This is a genomic window from Pacificimonas flava (genome assembly GCF_000342165.1).
Classification (GTDB): domain Bacteria; phylum Pseudomonadota; class Alphaproteobacteria; order Sphingomonadales; family Sphingomonadaceae; genus Pacificimonas; species Pacificimonas flava.
The window spans coordinates 53544-69087 of the sequence record NZ_AMRV01000009.1 but is presented as its reverse complement, the minus strand read 5'-3'; the positions used below and the strand labels follow the sequence as shown (position 1 = coordinate 69087).

Below are 15544 nucleotides of genomic sequence, written 5' to 3'. Positions count from 1 at the left end.
CCGGCCATCTGCGGGTACGGCATGACCTCCGCGCCCCTCCTTATTTTCGATTCCGGTATTGGCGGCCTGTCTGTCGCCGGCCCGATCATGTCCCGGCTACCGAACGCGCCGATCGTCTATGCCGCCGACAATGCCGGTTTCCCCTACGGATCCAAGACCGAGGCAGAGATCGCGGCCCGCGTGCCCGCTCTTCTCGGCCGTCTGGTCGAACGCTACCGGCCCGCGCTGGTCGTCATTGCCTGCAACACCGCCTCGACCATAGCGCTCGATCATGTGCGCGCCGCACTTGATCTGCCCGTCGTCGGCACGGTGCCGGCGATCAAGCCGGCCGCCGAGCGGACGCGGACGGGCGTGATCGGCGTCCTCGGCACCCCGGCGACGGTGCGCCAGCGTTACGTCGACGATCTCACCGCGCGCTTCGCGGCCGGGTGCACCGTTTTGCGTCACGGCGCATCCGGCCTCGCCGCCGCTGCCGAGGCGGTGCTGCGCGGGGAAACCGTGCCCGAGAGCGAGTTCGAAGGACCGATGCGTGGTTTGCTGGCACAGGACGGCGGGGCGTGCATGGACGTCTGCGTTCTCGCCTGTACGCACTTCCCGCTCGTCGAGGACCGACTCGTCGCCGCGTCTGGCCGGCAGGACATTGCCTTTCTGGACGGCGGCGCGGGGATCGCCCGCAGAACCGCGCATCTGCTCGCCGGCAGGCGGTGGAGCGAAGACGAACCGGCACATAGGGCAGTGTTCACGGCCCGGACCGCTGCGGTAGACGCGCTGGCGCCTGCGCTTGCCGCGCGCGGCTTGACGCAGACGGATTATCTGTAGGGGGTGCAGACATGGTGATGACGAACGAGGAGGTGCTGGAGCGGATGAACCGCCGCGCGCCGCCGACGGCCCGCTTCCTGAATACGGAGCTGCTCGCCGTCGATCAGGATGCCGGCACGGTGCGCATGGCCTTCGACATCGGCGATCATCTCTGCAACCCCAGTGGCACCGTGCAGGGCGGCATCGTCGCGGCCATGCTGGACGATGCCGCCGCCTATGCCGCCATCGTCTTTTCCAAGAAGAAGATCTTCGTGCCGACGCTGGAAATGAAGGTCAGCTTTTTCCGTCCGGCCCGGCACGGGCGGCTTTTTGCGAACGGCCGCTGCATTAAGTTCGGCCGCAAGATCAGCTTCATGGAGGCGGATCTGGAGGACGGGGAGGGCACCATGCTCGCCCGCCTGACGACCACGGCCGCCCCCATCGACCTCGACAATCCGAACCTCGTGGAGACACAATGACCAATACCGTCCTTTCCGAAACGCGCGGCCGGCTGGGCCTCATCACGCTCGACCGGCAGAAGGCGCTGAATGCGCTGAACGAGGAGATGTGCACGGAAATCCTGCGCGTGCTGGACGCGTGGGAGGGCGACGACGGGATCGCGGTGGTGGCGATCCGCGGGGCAGGGAGCCGGGCCTTCTGCGCCGGCGGCGACGTCGTCGGCCTGCACCGGGCCGGAACGGAAGGAACGGCGGACTGGGAGAATTTCTTCGCCCAGGAATACCGCATGAACCACAGGATCGGGACGTACAGGAAGCCCTATGTGGCGCTGATGGACGGTATCACCATGGGCGGCGGCGTCGGCATTTCCATCCATGGCGATTATCGGATCGCGACAGAGAACACGCTGTTCGCCATGCCGGAAACGGGCATCGGCCTCATTCCCGATGTCGGCGGCACGCACGCCCTGCCGCGCCTGCCGGGCGCGCTGGGCGCCTATCTCGGCCTGACCGGCGCGCGGCTGAAGGCGGAGGATTGCCTTTATGCGGAAATCGCGACCCACTACGTCCCCGCCGCCAATCTGGATGCGCTGATCGAGGCGCTTGCCAGCGATGTGGACGGCGTCGCGGGCGTCATCGACCGGTTCGCGGCCTCGCCGGAACAGCCGCCGACGCTCGAGGCGTATCGCGACGGTATCGACAAGCATTTTTCCGGCGACACCTGCGAGGCCATCATGTCGTCCCTCTCCATGGGCGACGAATGGGCGGAGGGGCAGCGCGACCTCCTGATGAAGATGTCGCCCACGTCGATGAAGCTGACGCTGCGCGCCTTGCGAGAAGGGGCGCATGACGACCTCGCCGCCTGTCTGGAGCGGGAATACCGCATCGTCGGCAACATCAAGAGGGGGAACGACTTTTTTGAGGGCGTGCGCGCGCAGCTGATCGACAAGGACCGGAAGCCGCGTTGGAATCCCTCGAACCTGCGCGACGTGACCGACGAGATGGTGGACGCCTATTTCCAGACACCGCCGCACGGCGATCTCGCCCTCTGATCTGGCCTGCTTGCCGCTGCATTCACCCCCTCTTCAGTCCGGTGCGACAAAAGAGGGGGTGAATGTGCGCGCGCCGGGCGCTACATGGGGCCCGCAGATCGAAGCAACATCCGGAAGCGCGCGTGAACTACGATCAGATATTCGAGAAGGCGATCGAGCGTCTTCATGAGGAAGGCCGCTACCGGGTTTTCATCGATATCATGCGCAATCGCGGCAGCTTCCCGAACGCGCGCTGCTTCGCGGGCCATAACGGGCCAAAGCCGATCACCGTCTGGTGCTCCAACGATTATCTGTGCATGGGCCAGCATCCGAAGGTGGTGGAGGCCATGGAGGGCGCGCTGCACGACGTTGGCGCCGGGTCCGGCGGCACGCGCAACATCGGCGGCAACACGCACCTGCATATCCAGCTTGAGGAAGAGCTTGCCGGCCTGCACGCGAAGGAGGCGGCGCTGCTTTTCACCAGCGGCTATGTCTCCAACGAGGCGACGCTGTCCACCTTGGCGAAGCTTTTGCCCGGCTGCATCGTCTATTCCGACGAACTGAACCACGCCTCCATGATCGCCGGTATCCGCAATGCCGGCTGCGAAAAGCGCGTCTTTCGCCATAACGACCTTACGCATCTCGAGGAGCTGCTGGCCGCCGACGATCCGGAGGCGCCGAAGCTGATCGCCTTCGAAAGCGTCTATTCGATGGACGGCGATATTGCCCCCATCGCCGAAATCTGCGACCTGGCCGACAAGTACAACGCGCTGACGTATCTCGATGAGGTGCATGCGGTCGGCATGTACGGCCCGCATGGTGGCGGCATTTCCGAACGCGACGAGGTGGCGGACCGGCTGACCATCATCGAGGGGACGCTCGGCAAGGCGTTCGGCGTGATGGGCGGCTACATCACCGCGAAGAAGACGCTGATCGACGTCATTCGCAGCTATGCGCCGGGCTTCATCTTCACCACCAGCCTGTCGCCCGTTCTCGTTGCCGGCGCGCTGGCCAGCGTGCGGCACCTGAAGGAATCGGTAGAGGAGCGGGATGCGCAACAGGCCGCCGCCGCACGGCTGAAGACGATGATGAGCGAGGCCGGCCTGCCGGTCATGCCCTCGACAACGCACATCGTGCCGCTGCTCGTCGGCGATCCGGTAAAAGCGAAGCGCATTTCCGACGTCCTGCTGATGGAGTACGGCGTCTACGTTCAGCCCATAAACTATCCGACCGTGCCGCGCGGAACGGAGCGCCTGCGCTTCACGCCGGGTCCCTCCCATGACGAGACCATGATGGCGGACCTCGTCAAGGCGCTGGTGGAGGTCTGGGACCGGCTGGAGCTGCAACTGGCGGCGTAGCAGCGCTCATGGGTCCTCCAACAGGCCCCGCACTCTCCACCGTCGCCCCGGCGAAGGCAGGGGCCCCGTGACGGTCAAGACTCGACCGGTGCGCCAGCGGATAGACCCCTGCCTCCGCAGGGGTGACGATGAGGGGGAGCGTCCTGCGAATTCGTGCGCGCAGACTTGGTGCGGCGCGTGTGATGACCCCTCCGCTTTATCAAACCCAAAGAACTTCTCGTACGTACCGCCAGCCTTTTCGTCGCCTCTACGGAGGCAGGGGCCAAACCTCCGGTATCAAGGCCAGGAACCGATGTGCTGGTGGCTGGACCCCCACCTTCGCAGGGGTGACGATGGAAGACGTGCGCGGCTTTTTTGCGGCCTTAGTGGCGGGCGCCGGCCGTGCCCCTCCGCTCCACCGAACCGGCAGAATCCTCCCGCATCCCAGCCTTCCTCGTCGCCCCTGCCTAGGCAGGGGCCCACCTCCCGATGCCAAACCCGAAACCCACGGTTCAACAGATGCATCCGTGATGCGAGTGACCCACCTTACGCAATTCAATCTGAACCGCTTCGGAAACACTCACCCGCGTCACCCTCTAGGTTGGCGCCGCCGTCTGGGGTAGACGGCCGGCCATGACCGCGAAGCGACTGAACCTCGCCCTGCAGGGCGGCGGCAGCCACGGCGCCTTCACCTGGGGCGTTCTCGATGCCCTCTTGGCGGATGGCGACATCGAAATCGCCGGTATTTCCGGCACCAGCGCGGGGGCGATGAACGGCGCGGCCGTCGCGCACGGAATGGCGACGGGCGGCCGCAAGGGCGGGGCCGAGGCAGCCCGCGCCGCGCTGGAGGCGCTGTGGAAGCGGGTGTCGGACCTCGTCGCCTATGCGCCGGTTCCGGCCAGCGCCTACGACACCTGGTTCGGCAATTTCTCTCTGCTTCCCGGCATGCCGAAAATCAATTTCCTGAGCCAGTTCGCGCACGCCTTTTCACCGTACAATTTTAATCCCAGCGGCCTCAATCCGCTGCGTGGCATCACGGAGGATCTGTTCGACTTCGACGCGATTCGCCGCTGTCGCCATCTGAAGCTGCACGTGGCCGCCACGAACGTCTTCACCGGCAAGGTCCGCATATTCGGCTGCAAGGAGATGAGCCCGGACGTGCTCGCCGCGTCCGCCTGCCTGCCGCAATTCTTCCAGGCCGTGACGATCGAGGACGAGCCCTATTGGGACGGCGGCTATATGGGCAATCCGGCGCTGTTTCCGCTTTACGACGACGAGAGCTGCCGCGACATATTGCTGGTGCAGGTGAATCCGGCCGAGCGGCGGGAGGTGCCCAAGACGCGGGAGGAGATCGACAACCGCGTCGACGAGATCGCCTTCTCCGGCGCTCTCCTCAGGGAGCTCCGCGCAGTCGAGTTCGTTCAGCGGCTGATGGACAGCGGCACACTGAATCCCGGGGAGGGCTATAGCCGCCTGCGCCTGCACCGCGTCGGCGGCGACGAACTGACGAATTTCGGCGCGGCGTCGAAGGTGCGCACCGACTGGGGCTTCTTGACCGAACTGCGCGACCTGGGGCGGACCAGTGCCGAGAACTGGCTCTCGGCGAACCGCGACGCCATCGGGGAACGCGACACGCTGGACCTGCGCGCCATGTTCGGGTGACCCGTCAGCCGTCCTTCCACACATGATAGGGGCGGGTGCGAATCCACCGCGTCGCGATCCACTTCGCGCCGCTGGTCGCGGGCAGGCCGGCATGGCGCATCCGCAGGTCCGGTCGTCCATCCTCGCGCAGATTCGCGAACAGCAGCGCATCGCCCTGCCGCCCGCGCAGCCTGAACCCGAGTTCGGGAAAGGCGGTTTCCCCCCCCTCATAATCCGCAGTCAGATAGACGATCAGCGTATGGCTGCGCTGGTTCTCCAGCCCCGCGACGGCATCATGATGCGGCCTGTATTCCTGCGCGCCGCTGTAGCGCAGAATGTGCAGCGGCTCCCCCTGCATCCGGTCCGTGCCCGTAGCGGCGGCGATACGCCGGTTCAGCATGCCGACCACCAGATCCTCCTCAACCGGCGACAGTGCCGCGCCGACGGAGGTGCGCACCGGATCGGGCCGCCGCGCGCCCGTTTGCGGGTCGAGAATGGTCGAGGGGCGCAGGCGCGGCGCCGACATCTGCTGCAGATAAGCGCACTCGGCCGATGAGAAGAGGTGTCTGACCATGCGAATCGAGGGGGTCTCCGACACCGGTTCGGTGCGCCAGTTCTCCTCCTCCTCCGCAGCATTCAACAGGCGCATCTGCTGCTGCGCAACCGGATCGTCCACAGCAAGGTCGCGCAACTCTTCCACCGCCTGTTCATGGCTGAGCGTCCCCAGCGTGCCGTTCGCCCGCAGATAAAGGTGCAGGCGCCGTGCCTCCGCGCTCGTCCGCGCGGCGCATCGCAAATAATGATCCGCCTGGGGCAGGCTGCGCGGTCCGTAGAGGCCGAACAGCCGCCAATGCGCGATGGCAAGGCCGGCCTCGCTGTCGCCGTCCTCTGCCGCCGCGGCGACCAAGGCGACGGCGCCATCGGGATCGCCGGCGTGGAACAGGCGTTTTGCGTCTTCGAGCTTCGCCACGGGGTGCGCGCCTCCTTTCGCACACCGGCCTAACGCGGTGTGGCCGGCACGCAAGAATGACAGTTGCCGCGCCGGGGCGTCGGCACCATCCTTTGCCTGGAAAACTCTTGGGAGGAGTTCGCTCGGCCATGACCACGAAAACGAAACTCGACATTCGACCGCTGACACCGATGATCGGTGCCGAACTGTACGGCATTGATCTGGCGGGGCCGCTGGACGATGAAGATATCACCGCCGTGCGCGAGGCGCTGCTGGCCCACAAGGTGGTCTTCTTCCGCGACCAGCACATCACGCGCGAACAGCATCTGGCTTTCGCGCAGCGGTTCGGCGAGCTGGAAATTCATCCGGCGACACCGAAGGATCAGAACAACCCGGAGATCCTGCGCATCGAGCATGGACCGGGCAATCGCGGACAAGAGAATTTCTGGCATTCCGACGTGACGTGGCGCGCGGAACCCTCGCTCGGTTCGATCCTGCGCGCCGTGGAGGTGCCGGAGGTGGGCGGCGACACGCTGTTCGCCAACATGAATGCCGCGTTCGAGCGTCTGTCCGCCCCCATGCGCGACTGGATCACCGGCTTGACTGCCGTGCACGACATTGCGCGCGTCTTCGCCCGCCGCCTCGGGAAACGCCCGGAGGAACTGCACGAGAAATATCCGCCGATGGAGCATCCGGTGGTGCGCACCCATCCGGAAACGGGCGAGCCCGGGCTTTACGTGAACACGGCGTTCACGAGCCACATCAAGGGCCTGTCGGCAGAGGAGAGCAGTTGGCTGCTGAAGCACCTTTATGCACAGGCGCACGATCCTGAGATCCAGTGCCGGTTCCGCTGGCAGGCGGGCTCCATCGCCTTCTGGGACAACCGCGCCTCGCAGCATTTGGCTGCGTCCGACTATTACCCCGCCCGCCGGGTCATGGAACGCGCCACGATCAAGGGTGACAAGCCGTTCTACAGGGCCGCCTGAAGCGCCCGAAAATGCCGCGCCGCCGCGGGTAGCCTCGCGGCGGCGAAATCACTAGATGTCGCGCCATGACAGCGCGAATGACCATAGCCCTTGCGTCCGACCATGCCGGATTCGCCTTGAAATCAAAGGTGAAGTCTTGGCTGCAGGCGGACGGACACGACGTTCTCGACCTCGGCACGGGCGGCACCGATTCGGTCGATTATCCCGATTTTGGCAAGGCCCTGGCAGAGGCGGTTGCGGGCGGAAAGGCGGAACGGGGCATTGCCATCTGTGGCTCCGGCATCGGTATTACCATTGCGGCGAACCGCGTCGCCGGCGCCCGCGCGGCCAATTGCGCGAGCGGGCTGATGGCACGGCTTGCCCGGCAGCACAATGATGCGAACATCCTCGGCCTGGGCGAACGCCTGCTGGGCGAGGAGGTCGCGCGCGACTGCGTCAATGAATTCCTGAACACCGACTTCGAAGGCGGCCGGCACCAGCGCCGCGTCGACAAGATGGGATAAGAGACCTTGAGCACCAATCCGACCTCCGCCAGCCAGACCGATGATTATGCGGGCTTCTTTTCCAACAGCCTGAAGACGGCAGACCCAGAGGTCTTCGCCGGCATCCAGGACGAACTCCACCGCGAGCAGAACGAGATCGAACTGATCGCGTCCGAAAACATCGTTTCGGAAGCCGTTCTCGCCGCGCAGGGCAGCGTCCTTACCAACAAATATGCGGAGGGGTATCCCGGTCGCCGCTATTATGGCGGCTGCGGCCCGTCCGACACGGTCGAGGACTTGGCGCAGGCGCGCGCGAAGGCGTTGTTCGGCTGCGAGTGGGTGAACGTGCAGCCGCATTCGGGCGCGCAGGCGAACGGCGCTGTCCTGCTGGCGCTCGTAAAACCCGGCGATACCATCATGGGCATGAGCCTGGCGGCAGGCGGTCATCTGACGCACGGCGCGCCGCCGGCGCAGTCCGGCAAATGGTTCAACGCCGTCCAGTACGGCGTGACCGAGGATACGCACCTGATCGACTATGACGCGCTGGAGGCGCAGGCGGTTGAGGCGCAGCCGAAGCTGATCATCGCCGGCGGCAGCGCCTATCCGCGCCACATTGACTTCAAGCGCTTTCGCGAGATCGCGGACAAGGTCGGTGCCTATCTGCACGTCGACATGGCGCATTTCGCCGGCCTGGTCGCAGCCGGCGTGCATCCGAGCCCGCTGGAACATGCGCATGTCACGACCACGACGACGCACAAGACGCTGCGCGGTCCGCGCGGCGGCATGATCCTGTCGAACGATCCGGCGCTTGGCAAGAAGCTGAACAGCGCCGTGTTCCCGGGCCTGCAGGGCGGACCGCTGATGCATGTAATCGCTGCGAAGGCCGTGGCCTTCGGAGAGGCGCTGCGCCCCGGCTTCCGCGCCTATGCGGAGGCTGTGGTCGCCAATGCCAAAACACTGGCCGAGGCGCTGCAGGCGCGCGGCTGCGACATGGTTTCGGGCGGGACCGACACGCATGTGACGCTCGTCGATCTGCGGCCGATCGGGGTGACCGGCGCCGATGCGGAGGAATCCCTCGGACGGGCGAACATCACCTGCAACAAGAACGGCGTGCCCTTCGACCCGCTGCCGCCCGCGAAGACCAGCGGCATTCGCCTGGGTTCGCCCGCCGGAACGACGCGCGGCTTCGGAGAGGCGGAGTTCGCGCAGATCGGCGAGATGATCGGCGACGTGCTGGACGGTCTCGCGAAGAACGGCGCGGACGGGAATGGCGAGGTTGAAAATGCCGTGAAGCAGCGCGTGCTGGCGCTGACCGGCCGCTTCCCCATCTATCCCGCGCGCTGAGCCGGTAAGGGGGCGGGATTAGGACATGCGCTGTCCGTTCTGCATGAATGCGGATTCGCAGGTGAAGGATTCGCGGCCGACGGAGGATGGGTCCGCCATTCGCCGCCGCCGCCAGTGCCCTGCCTGCGCCGCCCGCTTCACGACGTTCGAGCGGGTACAACTGCGCGATCTCTCCATCGTCAAGAAGTCGGGGGAGAAGCAGGGCTTCGACCGCGACAAGCTGTCCGCCTCTATCCGGATTGCGTGCCGCAAACGGCCTGTGAGCGAGGAGAAGGTCGAACGCCTCGTTTCCGGTATTCAGCGCCAACTCGAAGCCTCTGGACAGGCCGAGGTCAGTGCCGACGAACTGGGCGAACTGGTGATGGAAGGGCTGCACGCCCTCGACGAGGTCGCCTATGTCCGCTTCGCCAGCGTCTACCGCGAGTTCCGCGAAGCCAGCGATTTCGAGAAGCTGCTTGGCAGCATGCCGGACGGCGGCGAGGATGACGGCGACAAACGGTCCTCCACGAAGACGAGCGCGACAAGCGAACCTGCTGGCGAACCCAAGGATACGCTGTTCTAGCGTCCCTATGCCCGGCCCCGTTTCCCCCTATGCCCATGTCTGAAACAAGTGATACGCCCGCCGCGCCCATGGAAAGCGAGGCGGCCAGCCCCATCGTCGTGCTCGTGCGCCCGCAGCTTGGCCGCAACATCGGAACGACCGCGCGGGCGATGCTGAACTTCGGCGTCACACGCCTGCGACTCGTGGCGCCGCGCGATGGCTGGCCCAATCCGGACGCCGGCCCGGCGGCGAGCGGCGCGGACGAGGTTCTTGCCGGGGCGGAGGTGTTCCCGACCGTCGATGCGGCGGTGGCGGACTGCACGCATGTCTATGCGACCACGGTGCGCAAGCGCGGCCTCATCAAGCGCGTCGTCACGCCCGAGGAGGCGGCGCGCGAGACGCATATGCGCGGCGGGCGCACGGCCATTCTGTTCGGCGCGGAGGCAACCGGCCTCGACAATGACGAGGTGGGGCGGGCGCAGGAAATCCTGACCGTACCCGTCAATCCGGACTTCTCATCGTTGAATCTGGCACAGGCGGTCATCCTCTGCGCCTATGAATGGTCGCGCCATGCCGATCTGCCTCGCGCGGAGCCGCTCGAGCCGCCGGCTCCGCAGACGGAAGTCGACGGTCTTGTCGGCCAGCTCGACGAGGCGCTGGAGACGGCAGGCTATTACCGCGTCGAAAGCCGCGCCCCCGCCGCCCGCCGCACCCTCCGCAGCCTCCTGACCCGTCCGGGCTATACGGCGCAGGAGGTCCGCACATTGCGGGGGATCATCAGTTCCCTGACGCGGTAAGCTCGGTCTGCCTGTCAAGCGAGTTGGCCAGGAACAGACCAATCTTTTCCAGCATTTCAATACGGGATTTGCTGCTTGCCAATTGATGATCGAGGCCCTCGAACTCCAGATACTCGACCGGCTTCGACGCGCTTTGCAGTGCGTTTCGCATGGTATGAGAGTGGCGAACGCGTACATTCGCATCCTCGGTGCCATGCACGAGTAGAACGGGGTTTTCAAAACGGTCCGCATACCGACGGGGGGATCCCGCCGCGACCCAATCTCCGGAACCGATCATATTGGCGACAAGTCGCGCGCCGGCATAATAGCTTTCGTCCTGCTTCAGCATTTCCAAATCGACCACGGGCGCGATGGCAATTGTCGCGCGAAAAAGATCTGGATCGATGACGTTCGCCTGAAGCGCAGCATATCCGCCATAGCTCCAGCCGACGATAGCTGTCCGCTCGGGGTCGGCAAGCCCCGCCTCTTGTGCCCAGTAGGCAGCGCCGTTGATGTCCGACACGGCAAGTTTCCACGACCGGAAGGCATTTTCACCGAGCCAGTCGGCGCCATATCCCGCCGAACCGCGATAATTTGGTTGCAGGACCGCATAGCCCTTGGCCGCCAGATATTGCGCCAGCCAGTCGAAGCCCCAGTAATCGCGGGCCGTGGGGCCACCATGGGGAAGGACGATGAAGGGCAGGTTTTTGCTATCTCTCGTCTTGCCGGGCGGAATGGTGAGATAGGCAGGAACAGAAGTGCCGTCCTCCGTCTCGTAGGAAATCGGCGTCGTCGTCGCCAGCGCGCGAGTGTCAATACTGCCGCGGGCTGGCGCCAAATCGATCAGCTTTCGCGCTGATTTGTCATACACGTAATAGTGTCCAGGCTTGTCTGCGGAACTGACAGTCAAAAGTATGCGATTACCGTCTGCGCTGCTCTCGATCAGGCTCACCTCGACGTCGCCGCCAAGCGCGGACGCGAGCGCTTTGGAAAGCGCTTCGAGTTCGGGATCGAAAAAGTCGATGTGATTATATTCGTCGGACCACGCCACGCCGACGGGGCGGCGCTCTTGTCCGAAGGTGACGAGTGAGTCTGCGTCTACACCGTCACGCGACCAGACGAGCGTTTCCGGGCCATTCGCGGTAACGGGCACCGAAAAAAGAGCGCTTCGCCCCTCGTGCGGTTTTAACATGAAAACGGAAGTTCCATCTTCACTGAAACCTTCGATGCTTATCCTGTCATAATCGGATACATTATCTTCTCCCAGAAGGCGCCAGTCGCGGCTTCCGGCTGGACGTACGCGGAAAACGCGGCGGTTTCCCGTATAGCCGTCAGGGGCGGAATACAGGATGCTGTAGGCACGCACTTCGCCCTTCGTATCAGTGAAAAATTGCCTGGCGTCCGTCACAGGCCCGAATTCCGTCGACATCCGGTTGGTATAGACGTTCACTTTCTGAACGCTCGGCCCCTCTTCGCGCTTGGCGATGCGGGTATCCGCCGTCGATTGCGGGACCAGATATACTGACATCAGGACGTGGTCCGCGTCATTCGGTAACGGGTCCACGATCGTGCCCGAGACCGATGTTCCGTAAAGGTCGCGTCCCGATCCCTGGCGTCCAAGTCGTATGAGATCGCTGCCGTCGACATTAAGGGCAATGGTCGATGCGGTAGCCGTGTGCAGGCTCCTGGCTATCTCCGCCGATCCATAAGCGAGACAAGCCAGCCGCTCGGTATTCAGGAATCGGCAATTGGAGAAGCTCGACGACGCATTCGATCGTAGAATGGGAACCGATTCGCCGCTATCGACGTCCGCCACGAACAGAACATCGTAAGTCCCGGAACGGTTCAGGTAGGCGATATGCGTGCCATCCGGCGATAGCCGCATGTCGTCGGCGGTCGGCATCGTACCGAACGCCTCTGCGATGGGTTCTGCGGATACTAATTCTGCGCTGCCACAGACAAGTGCCGCGATAAATGCAATCCCCCGCGAAAGCGTCAGGGTTTGTGTCTTTCCCAGCGTTCTTGCCATTCTGGCCATGATAATCCCCCAATTTTCCGTCGCGGCCTAATAATAACCGCTTTCTGGCGTAGACATTATTTATATTTCGAGGTTACCATCTGGTTTGCAGAAACGCCCGGTTCGATTATCGTCGACGTTCTGGTGAGGAGGGGGATGATGAGGCTTAGAAAACTTGTTGTTTTCATTGGAGTGGCCGCATTCATGCTACCGGCGCCGGTGGCGGCGTTTAAGGGCGATTCGCAAAAGGTCGCGTCGGCTGAGGCCAAGTCAGATACCAATAAGGAAGTCTGCAAGCGGATTACGCAGTCCGGTACGCGCATTAAGAAGCGCGTCTGCATGACGCAGTTTGCATGGGATCAGCTTGCGCGCCAGTCCGAGGAAATGGGCCGCGATATCGTCAATAAGGGTCAGCGCGGAAACATTCCCGAGTATTGACATCCATACCGCCCTGCGTCACATGACGCGCTTCGCGATTGGTCCCGTATGCCGGTGAAGCGGTGACCACCTGCGGCTTATTGGCCGCCCAAGGTGCGATACCGGCACTATCGTTGTTCGCTATCCGTCAGAAAGGAGCGCCGACCATGTCGAAGCGCCAGAATTCCAAGTACAAGCTCGATCGCCGCATGGGCGAGAACATCTGGGGACGGCCGAAGTCCCCGGTCAACAAGCGTGAATATGGCCCCGGCCAGCACGGCCAGCGCCGCAAGGGCAAGATGTCCGACTTCGGCATCCAGTTGCGCGCCAAGCAGAAGCTGAAGGGCTATTATGGCGACGTGACCGAGAAGCAGTTCCGTAAATATTACACGGAAGCCTCGCGTCAGAAGGGCGATACCTCGCAGAACCTGATCGGCCTTCTCGAGCGCCGTCTCGACATGATCGTCTACCGCGCGAAGTGGGCGCCGACGATCTTTGCGGCCCGCCAGCTCGTCAATCACGGCCACATCCGCGTCAATGGCGGCAAGTGCAACATCGCTTCTCGCATGATTTCGCCGGGCGACACCATTGCTCTGCGCGCGAAGGCGAAGGAAATGGCTATCGTGCTGGAGGCCCAGGGGCTCGCCGAGCGTGAAGTGCCGGACTATGTGCAGGTGAACGAGGACGGCACGGCCAATTACATGCGCGTCCCGCAGCTGGACGAGGTGCCCTATCCTGTCCGCATGGAGCCGAATCTGGTCGTCGAGTTCTACTCGCGATAAGTTTTCGGGCGCCTCCGGGATTTCAAAAAGGGCCGGCATCCTTTCGGGTGCCGGCCCTTTTTTTATTGGCTTCGTCGCGGGTGAAGCTCGCAGCCGTGCCGCAAACGCGCCGTTTCTATTCGCTGCGCAGGGCGAGATAGGCCGTGGGCAGCGCCGCTGCGCAGAAGCCGCGGATCAGCACGTCGCCAAGTTCCATGACCCAATAATGGATCGTCGCCGGATTGATCTCCAGCATACGTTGGTTGACGTCGGCAGCCGAAAGCGCATGTCCGAAGACCGTATAGAAGAGGAGCACGGCCGGGGGCACGATGACCAGCGCGACGAGTGCCGTGAAGCCAAGCAGCATCCAGCGCCGTCCGCGCGTCAATGCCGCCGCCCGCCGCAATGCGGCCGTGGGTCCCAGCCGCTCCGCCACGGCCGCCGGAATGGCAGGCAGCCAGACGATCAGAATGCCGCCTGTTGCCGCGATCGAAAGTGCGCGCGCAAGAATCCGCGATGCCATGCCGAGGAGAAGCTCGCCGATCAGGACAAGAAAGAACATCGCGGCGAGAAGCAACGCGGCAACCAGCCCCGGCTGCGCCAGCTTCAGGCCTCCGAGGATATAGGTACGGGGCGAAAGTCGTCGCACGCCGCCCAGCAGCGTTCCCGCGCTGACCGCGCTGAAGAACAATACGAAGGCGAGCGCGCGGGCCGTCGTCGCCAACGTCACCGTCGTGGGGTCCGGGCTATGGGCGGCGCCGATAAGATAGAGAATCAGATCCGTGCCCGTCGTCAGCATCAACGCGAGCAGCGTGATGGGCGCGAAATCCCGCCACCATGTTTCGGCCGTGCGCCGTAGAAGATCGATGCTGGAAATGGGGGCGGGTCCTTTCTTCATGGGGCGCGTCCCCTTAATCGGGAAGCGCCACGGTACGGGGGCGTCCGCGGCCAACTGCATAGACGTCTCCGCCGCGCCGCACGAGGGCGATGTCCGCCAGCTCGCTGACGGCGAGCAGGGTTATCGGTCCGTCGCCGGGAATATCGACGCGTCGTTCGAGCCAGTTCGGCTGGCCCACGCGTACGTCCACCAACCGGTCCTCGCCGGCGCCGCGTAAGTGGATATACAGCCGGTCGCGGCCGCCGCGCGCCGCCTCCACGCCATAGCCCGCCGGCGGTTCGAATGCCCGCTCGCCTGCGGTGACACGCCCGGGCGCCATCAGCGCACCCATCGGATAGGCGGCAAGCCCGCCAGGAGGCACGGTGCCGCTTCGAACCGGCCAACTCGCCTTGAGGAGTACGATTGCCCGCGCTTGGAAGAAATCCTGAAAGAGGGAACCCGGTGGCCCGTCCGGCATCACCAGATTGTGCTGCCAACCGAAATGGTAGGTTTGCGCGGTGCCGTCGCCGTCGCGGTAGGTTGCGCTGTAGAATATGCCGCCTGTCGACAGATCGAAAACGGGTTTCAGATCCGTGCTGCCGGGCGGTGTGCGCAGGATCGTCTGCGCCTCCAGCACCGGCGTTCCGCGCTCCCAAAGCTGAACCAGTTTCGGCGCGCCGCCCTCGCGCCCTCGGCTGCCGGGTACGGCGTCGCTGACCAGCATGATCGTCTTGTCGTCGTACCAATCGGCGCGGATGTCCTCTGATTCCAGCGTGAAGCCGCCGCCGACTTCCGTGCCAGTGCCGCTGTCGATTTCCTTCAGCCGGCGCAGCCCTGCCTCAACGGATATGACGAGGCAGCGGCGATAGCTGGGCGGCAGGCAGCTGACGCTTTCGATGGTTCCGGGGGCGGTATAGATGGGCCGCCACGACGGGCTGCCGTCCATCAGCGGTTCCAGCGACCCGCGATAGACGGTGCCGTCCCGCGCATAGGTGACGCTCTCTCCGTCGAAACTGGCAAGTTCGGCGCGCCCCGGCCCGGCGGCCAGGACCGCGAGGAATAACGCGGCAATGATCTTCATCGCCCGCTTTGTGGACCGGACGGGCGCGCGGGGAAAGGCCGCTCGACC

The 15544-nt window shown here is 64.4% G+C and carries 16 protein-coding genes; 12 read left to right on the top strand and 4 right to left on the bottom strand.

All coding sequences use genetic code 11. The annotated features are described in order from the left end of the window. The first annotated feature begins 21 nt into the window (after positions 1–21). The 5 genes from murI (at position 22) to C725_RS12010 (ending at position 5286) form a co-directional block, all read left to right on the top strand. Positions 22–819 (top strand): glutamate racemase, encoded by a 798-nt coding sequence (gene murI / locus C725_RS12030; protein WP_008603354.1) that lies wholly within the window; start codon positions 22–24, stop codon positions 817–819. Positions 820–830: 11 nt separating this feature from the next. Beyond that, on the top strand, positions 831–1277 hold the full coding sequence (locus tag C725_RS12025; RefSeq protein WP_149864665.1) for a PaaI family thioesterase: 447 nt from the start codon (positions 831–833) through the stop codon (positions 1275–1277). Next, positions 1274–2308 (top strand): enoyl-CoA hydratase/isomerase family protein, encoded by a 1035-nt coding sequence (locus C725_RS12020; protein ID WP_008603352.1) that lies wholly within the window; start codon positions 1274–1276, stop codon positions 2306–2308. Before C725_RS12025 ends, C725_RS12020 begins: the two co-directional genes overlap by 4 nt. Before the next feature lie 122 nt (positions 2309–2430). Further along, the gene (hemA, locus tag C725_RS12015; RefSeq protein WP_008603351.1) at positions 2431–3645 is read left to right on the top strand and encodes a 5-aminolevulinate synthase; all 1215 of its coding nucleotides are present in this window, start codon (positions 2431–2433) and stop codon (positions 3643–3645) included. 612 nt (positions 3646–4257) lie between these two features. Further along, positions 4258–5286 (top strand): patatin-like phospholipase family protein, encoded by a 1029-nt coding sequence (locus C725_RS12010; protein ID WP_008603349.1) that lies wholly within the window; start codon positions 4258–4260, stop codon positions 5284–5286. Between the two features lie 4 nt (positions 5287–5290). On the opposite strand, the gene C725_RS12005 is transcribed toward C725_RS12010, so the two are convergent. Then, entirely contained in the window at positions 5291–6235 is a 945-nt protein-coding gene (locus tag C725_RS12005) for a prolyl hydroxylase family protein (RefSeq protein ID WP_008603347.1), read from the bottom strand. Positions 6236–6363: 128 nt separating this feature from the next. On the opposite strand from C725_RS12005, the gene C725_RS12000 reads away from it, so the two are divergent. From C725_RS12000 to C725_RS11980, 5 genes are all read left to right on the top strand, one after another. Next, positions 6364–7200: a TauD/TfdA dioxygenase family protein gene (locus C725_RS12000; RefSeq protein ID WP_008603345.1), complete on the top strand. Its 837-nt coding sequence runs from the start codon at positions 6364–6366 to the stop codon at positions 7198–7200. Positions 7201–7277: 77 nt separating this feature from the next. After that, entirely contained in the window at positions 7278–7703 is a 426-nt protein-coding gene (rpiB, locus tag C725_RS16225) for a ribose 5-phosphate isomerase B (RefSeq protein WP_008603343.1), read from the top strand. Between the two features lie 6 nt (positions 7704–7709). After that, positions 7710–9026 carry a serine hydroxymethyltransferase gene (gene glyA, locus C725_RS11990; protein ID WP_008603342.1) on the top strand — a complete coding sequence of 439 codons (1317 nt, stop codon included), beginning with the start codon at positions 7710–7712 and terminating at the stop codon, positions 9024–9026. Positions 9027–9051: 25 nt separating this feature from the next. Then, entirely contained in the window at positions 9052–9588 is a 537-nt protein-coding gene (gene nrdR, locus C725_RS11985) for a transcriptional regulator NrdR (RefSeq protein WP_008603340.1), read from the top strand. 35 nt (positions 9589–9623) lie between these two features. Beyond that, positions 9624–10364, top strand: a complete 741-nt coding sequence (locus tag C725_RS11980) for an RNA methyltransferase (RefSeq protein ID WP_243442748.1) — start codon at positions 9624–9626, stop codon at positions 10362–10364. Here C725_RS11980 and C725_RS11975 read toward each other — a convergent pair. Further along, complete coding sequence (locus C725_RS11975) at positions 10345–12372, bottom strand: S9 family peptidase (RefSeq protein WP_051051378.1); 2028 nt, start codon at positions 12370–12372, stop codon at positions 10345–10347. The two genes, C725_RS11980 and C725_RS11975, sit on opposite strands and share 20 nt — an antisense overlap. Positions 12373–12516: 144 nt before the next feature. Between C725_RS11975 and C725_RS11970 the strand changes: the two genes are divergently transcribed. Both C725_RS11970 and rpsD read left to right on the top strand, forming a co-directional pair. Further along, positions 12517–12798 carry a hypothetical protein gene (locus tag C725_RS11970; RefSeq protein ID WP_149864663.1) on the top strand — a complete coding sequence of 94 codons (282 nt, stop codon included), beginning with the start codon at positions 12517–12519 and terminating at the stop codon, positions 12796–12798. A 146-nt stretch (positions 12799–12944) separates the two neighbouring features. Continuing rightward, the gene (rpsD, locus tag C725_RS11965; RefSeq protein WP_008603332.1) at positions 12945–13559 is read left to right on the top strand and encodes a 30S ribosomal protein S4; all 615 of its coding nucleotides are present in this window, start codon (positions 12945–12947) and stop codon (positions 13557–13559) included. Positions 13560–13674: 115 nt separating this feature from the next. Here rpsD and C725_RS11960 read toward each other — a convergent pair whose 3' ends face one another. Together C725_RS11960 and C725_RS11955 are read right to left on the bottom strand one after the other, a co-directional pair. Then, positions 13675–14436, bottom strand: a complete 762-nt coding sequence (locus C725_RS11960) for a hypothetical protein (RefSeq protein ID WP_008603330.1) — start codon at positions 14434–14436, stop codon at positions 13675–13677. 13 nt (positions 14437–14449) lie between these two features. Then, entirely contained in the window at positions 14450–15496 is a 1047-nt protein-coding gene (locus C725_RS11955) for a hypothetical protein (protein WP_008603328.1), read from the bottom strand. Positions 15497–15544: the final 48 nt, after the last annotated feature.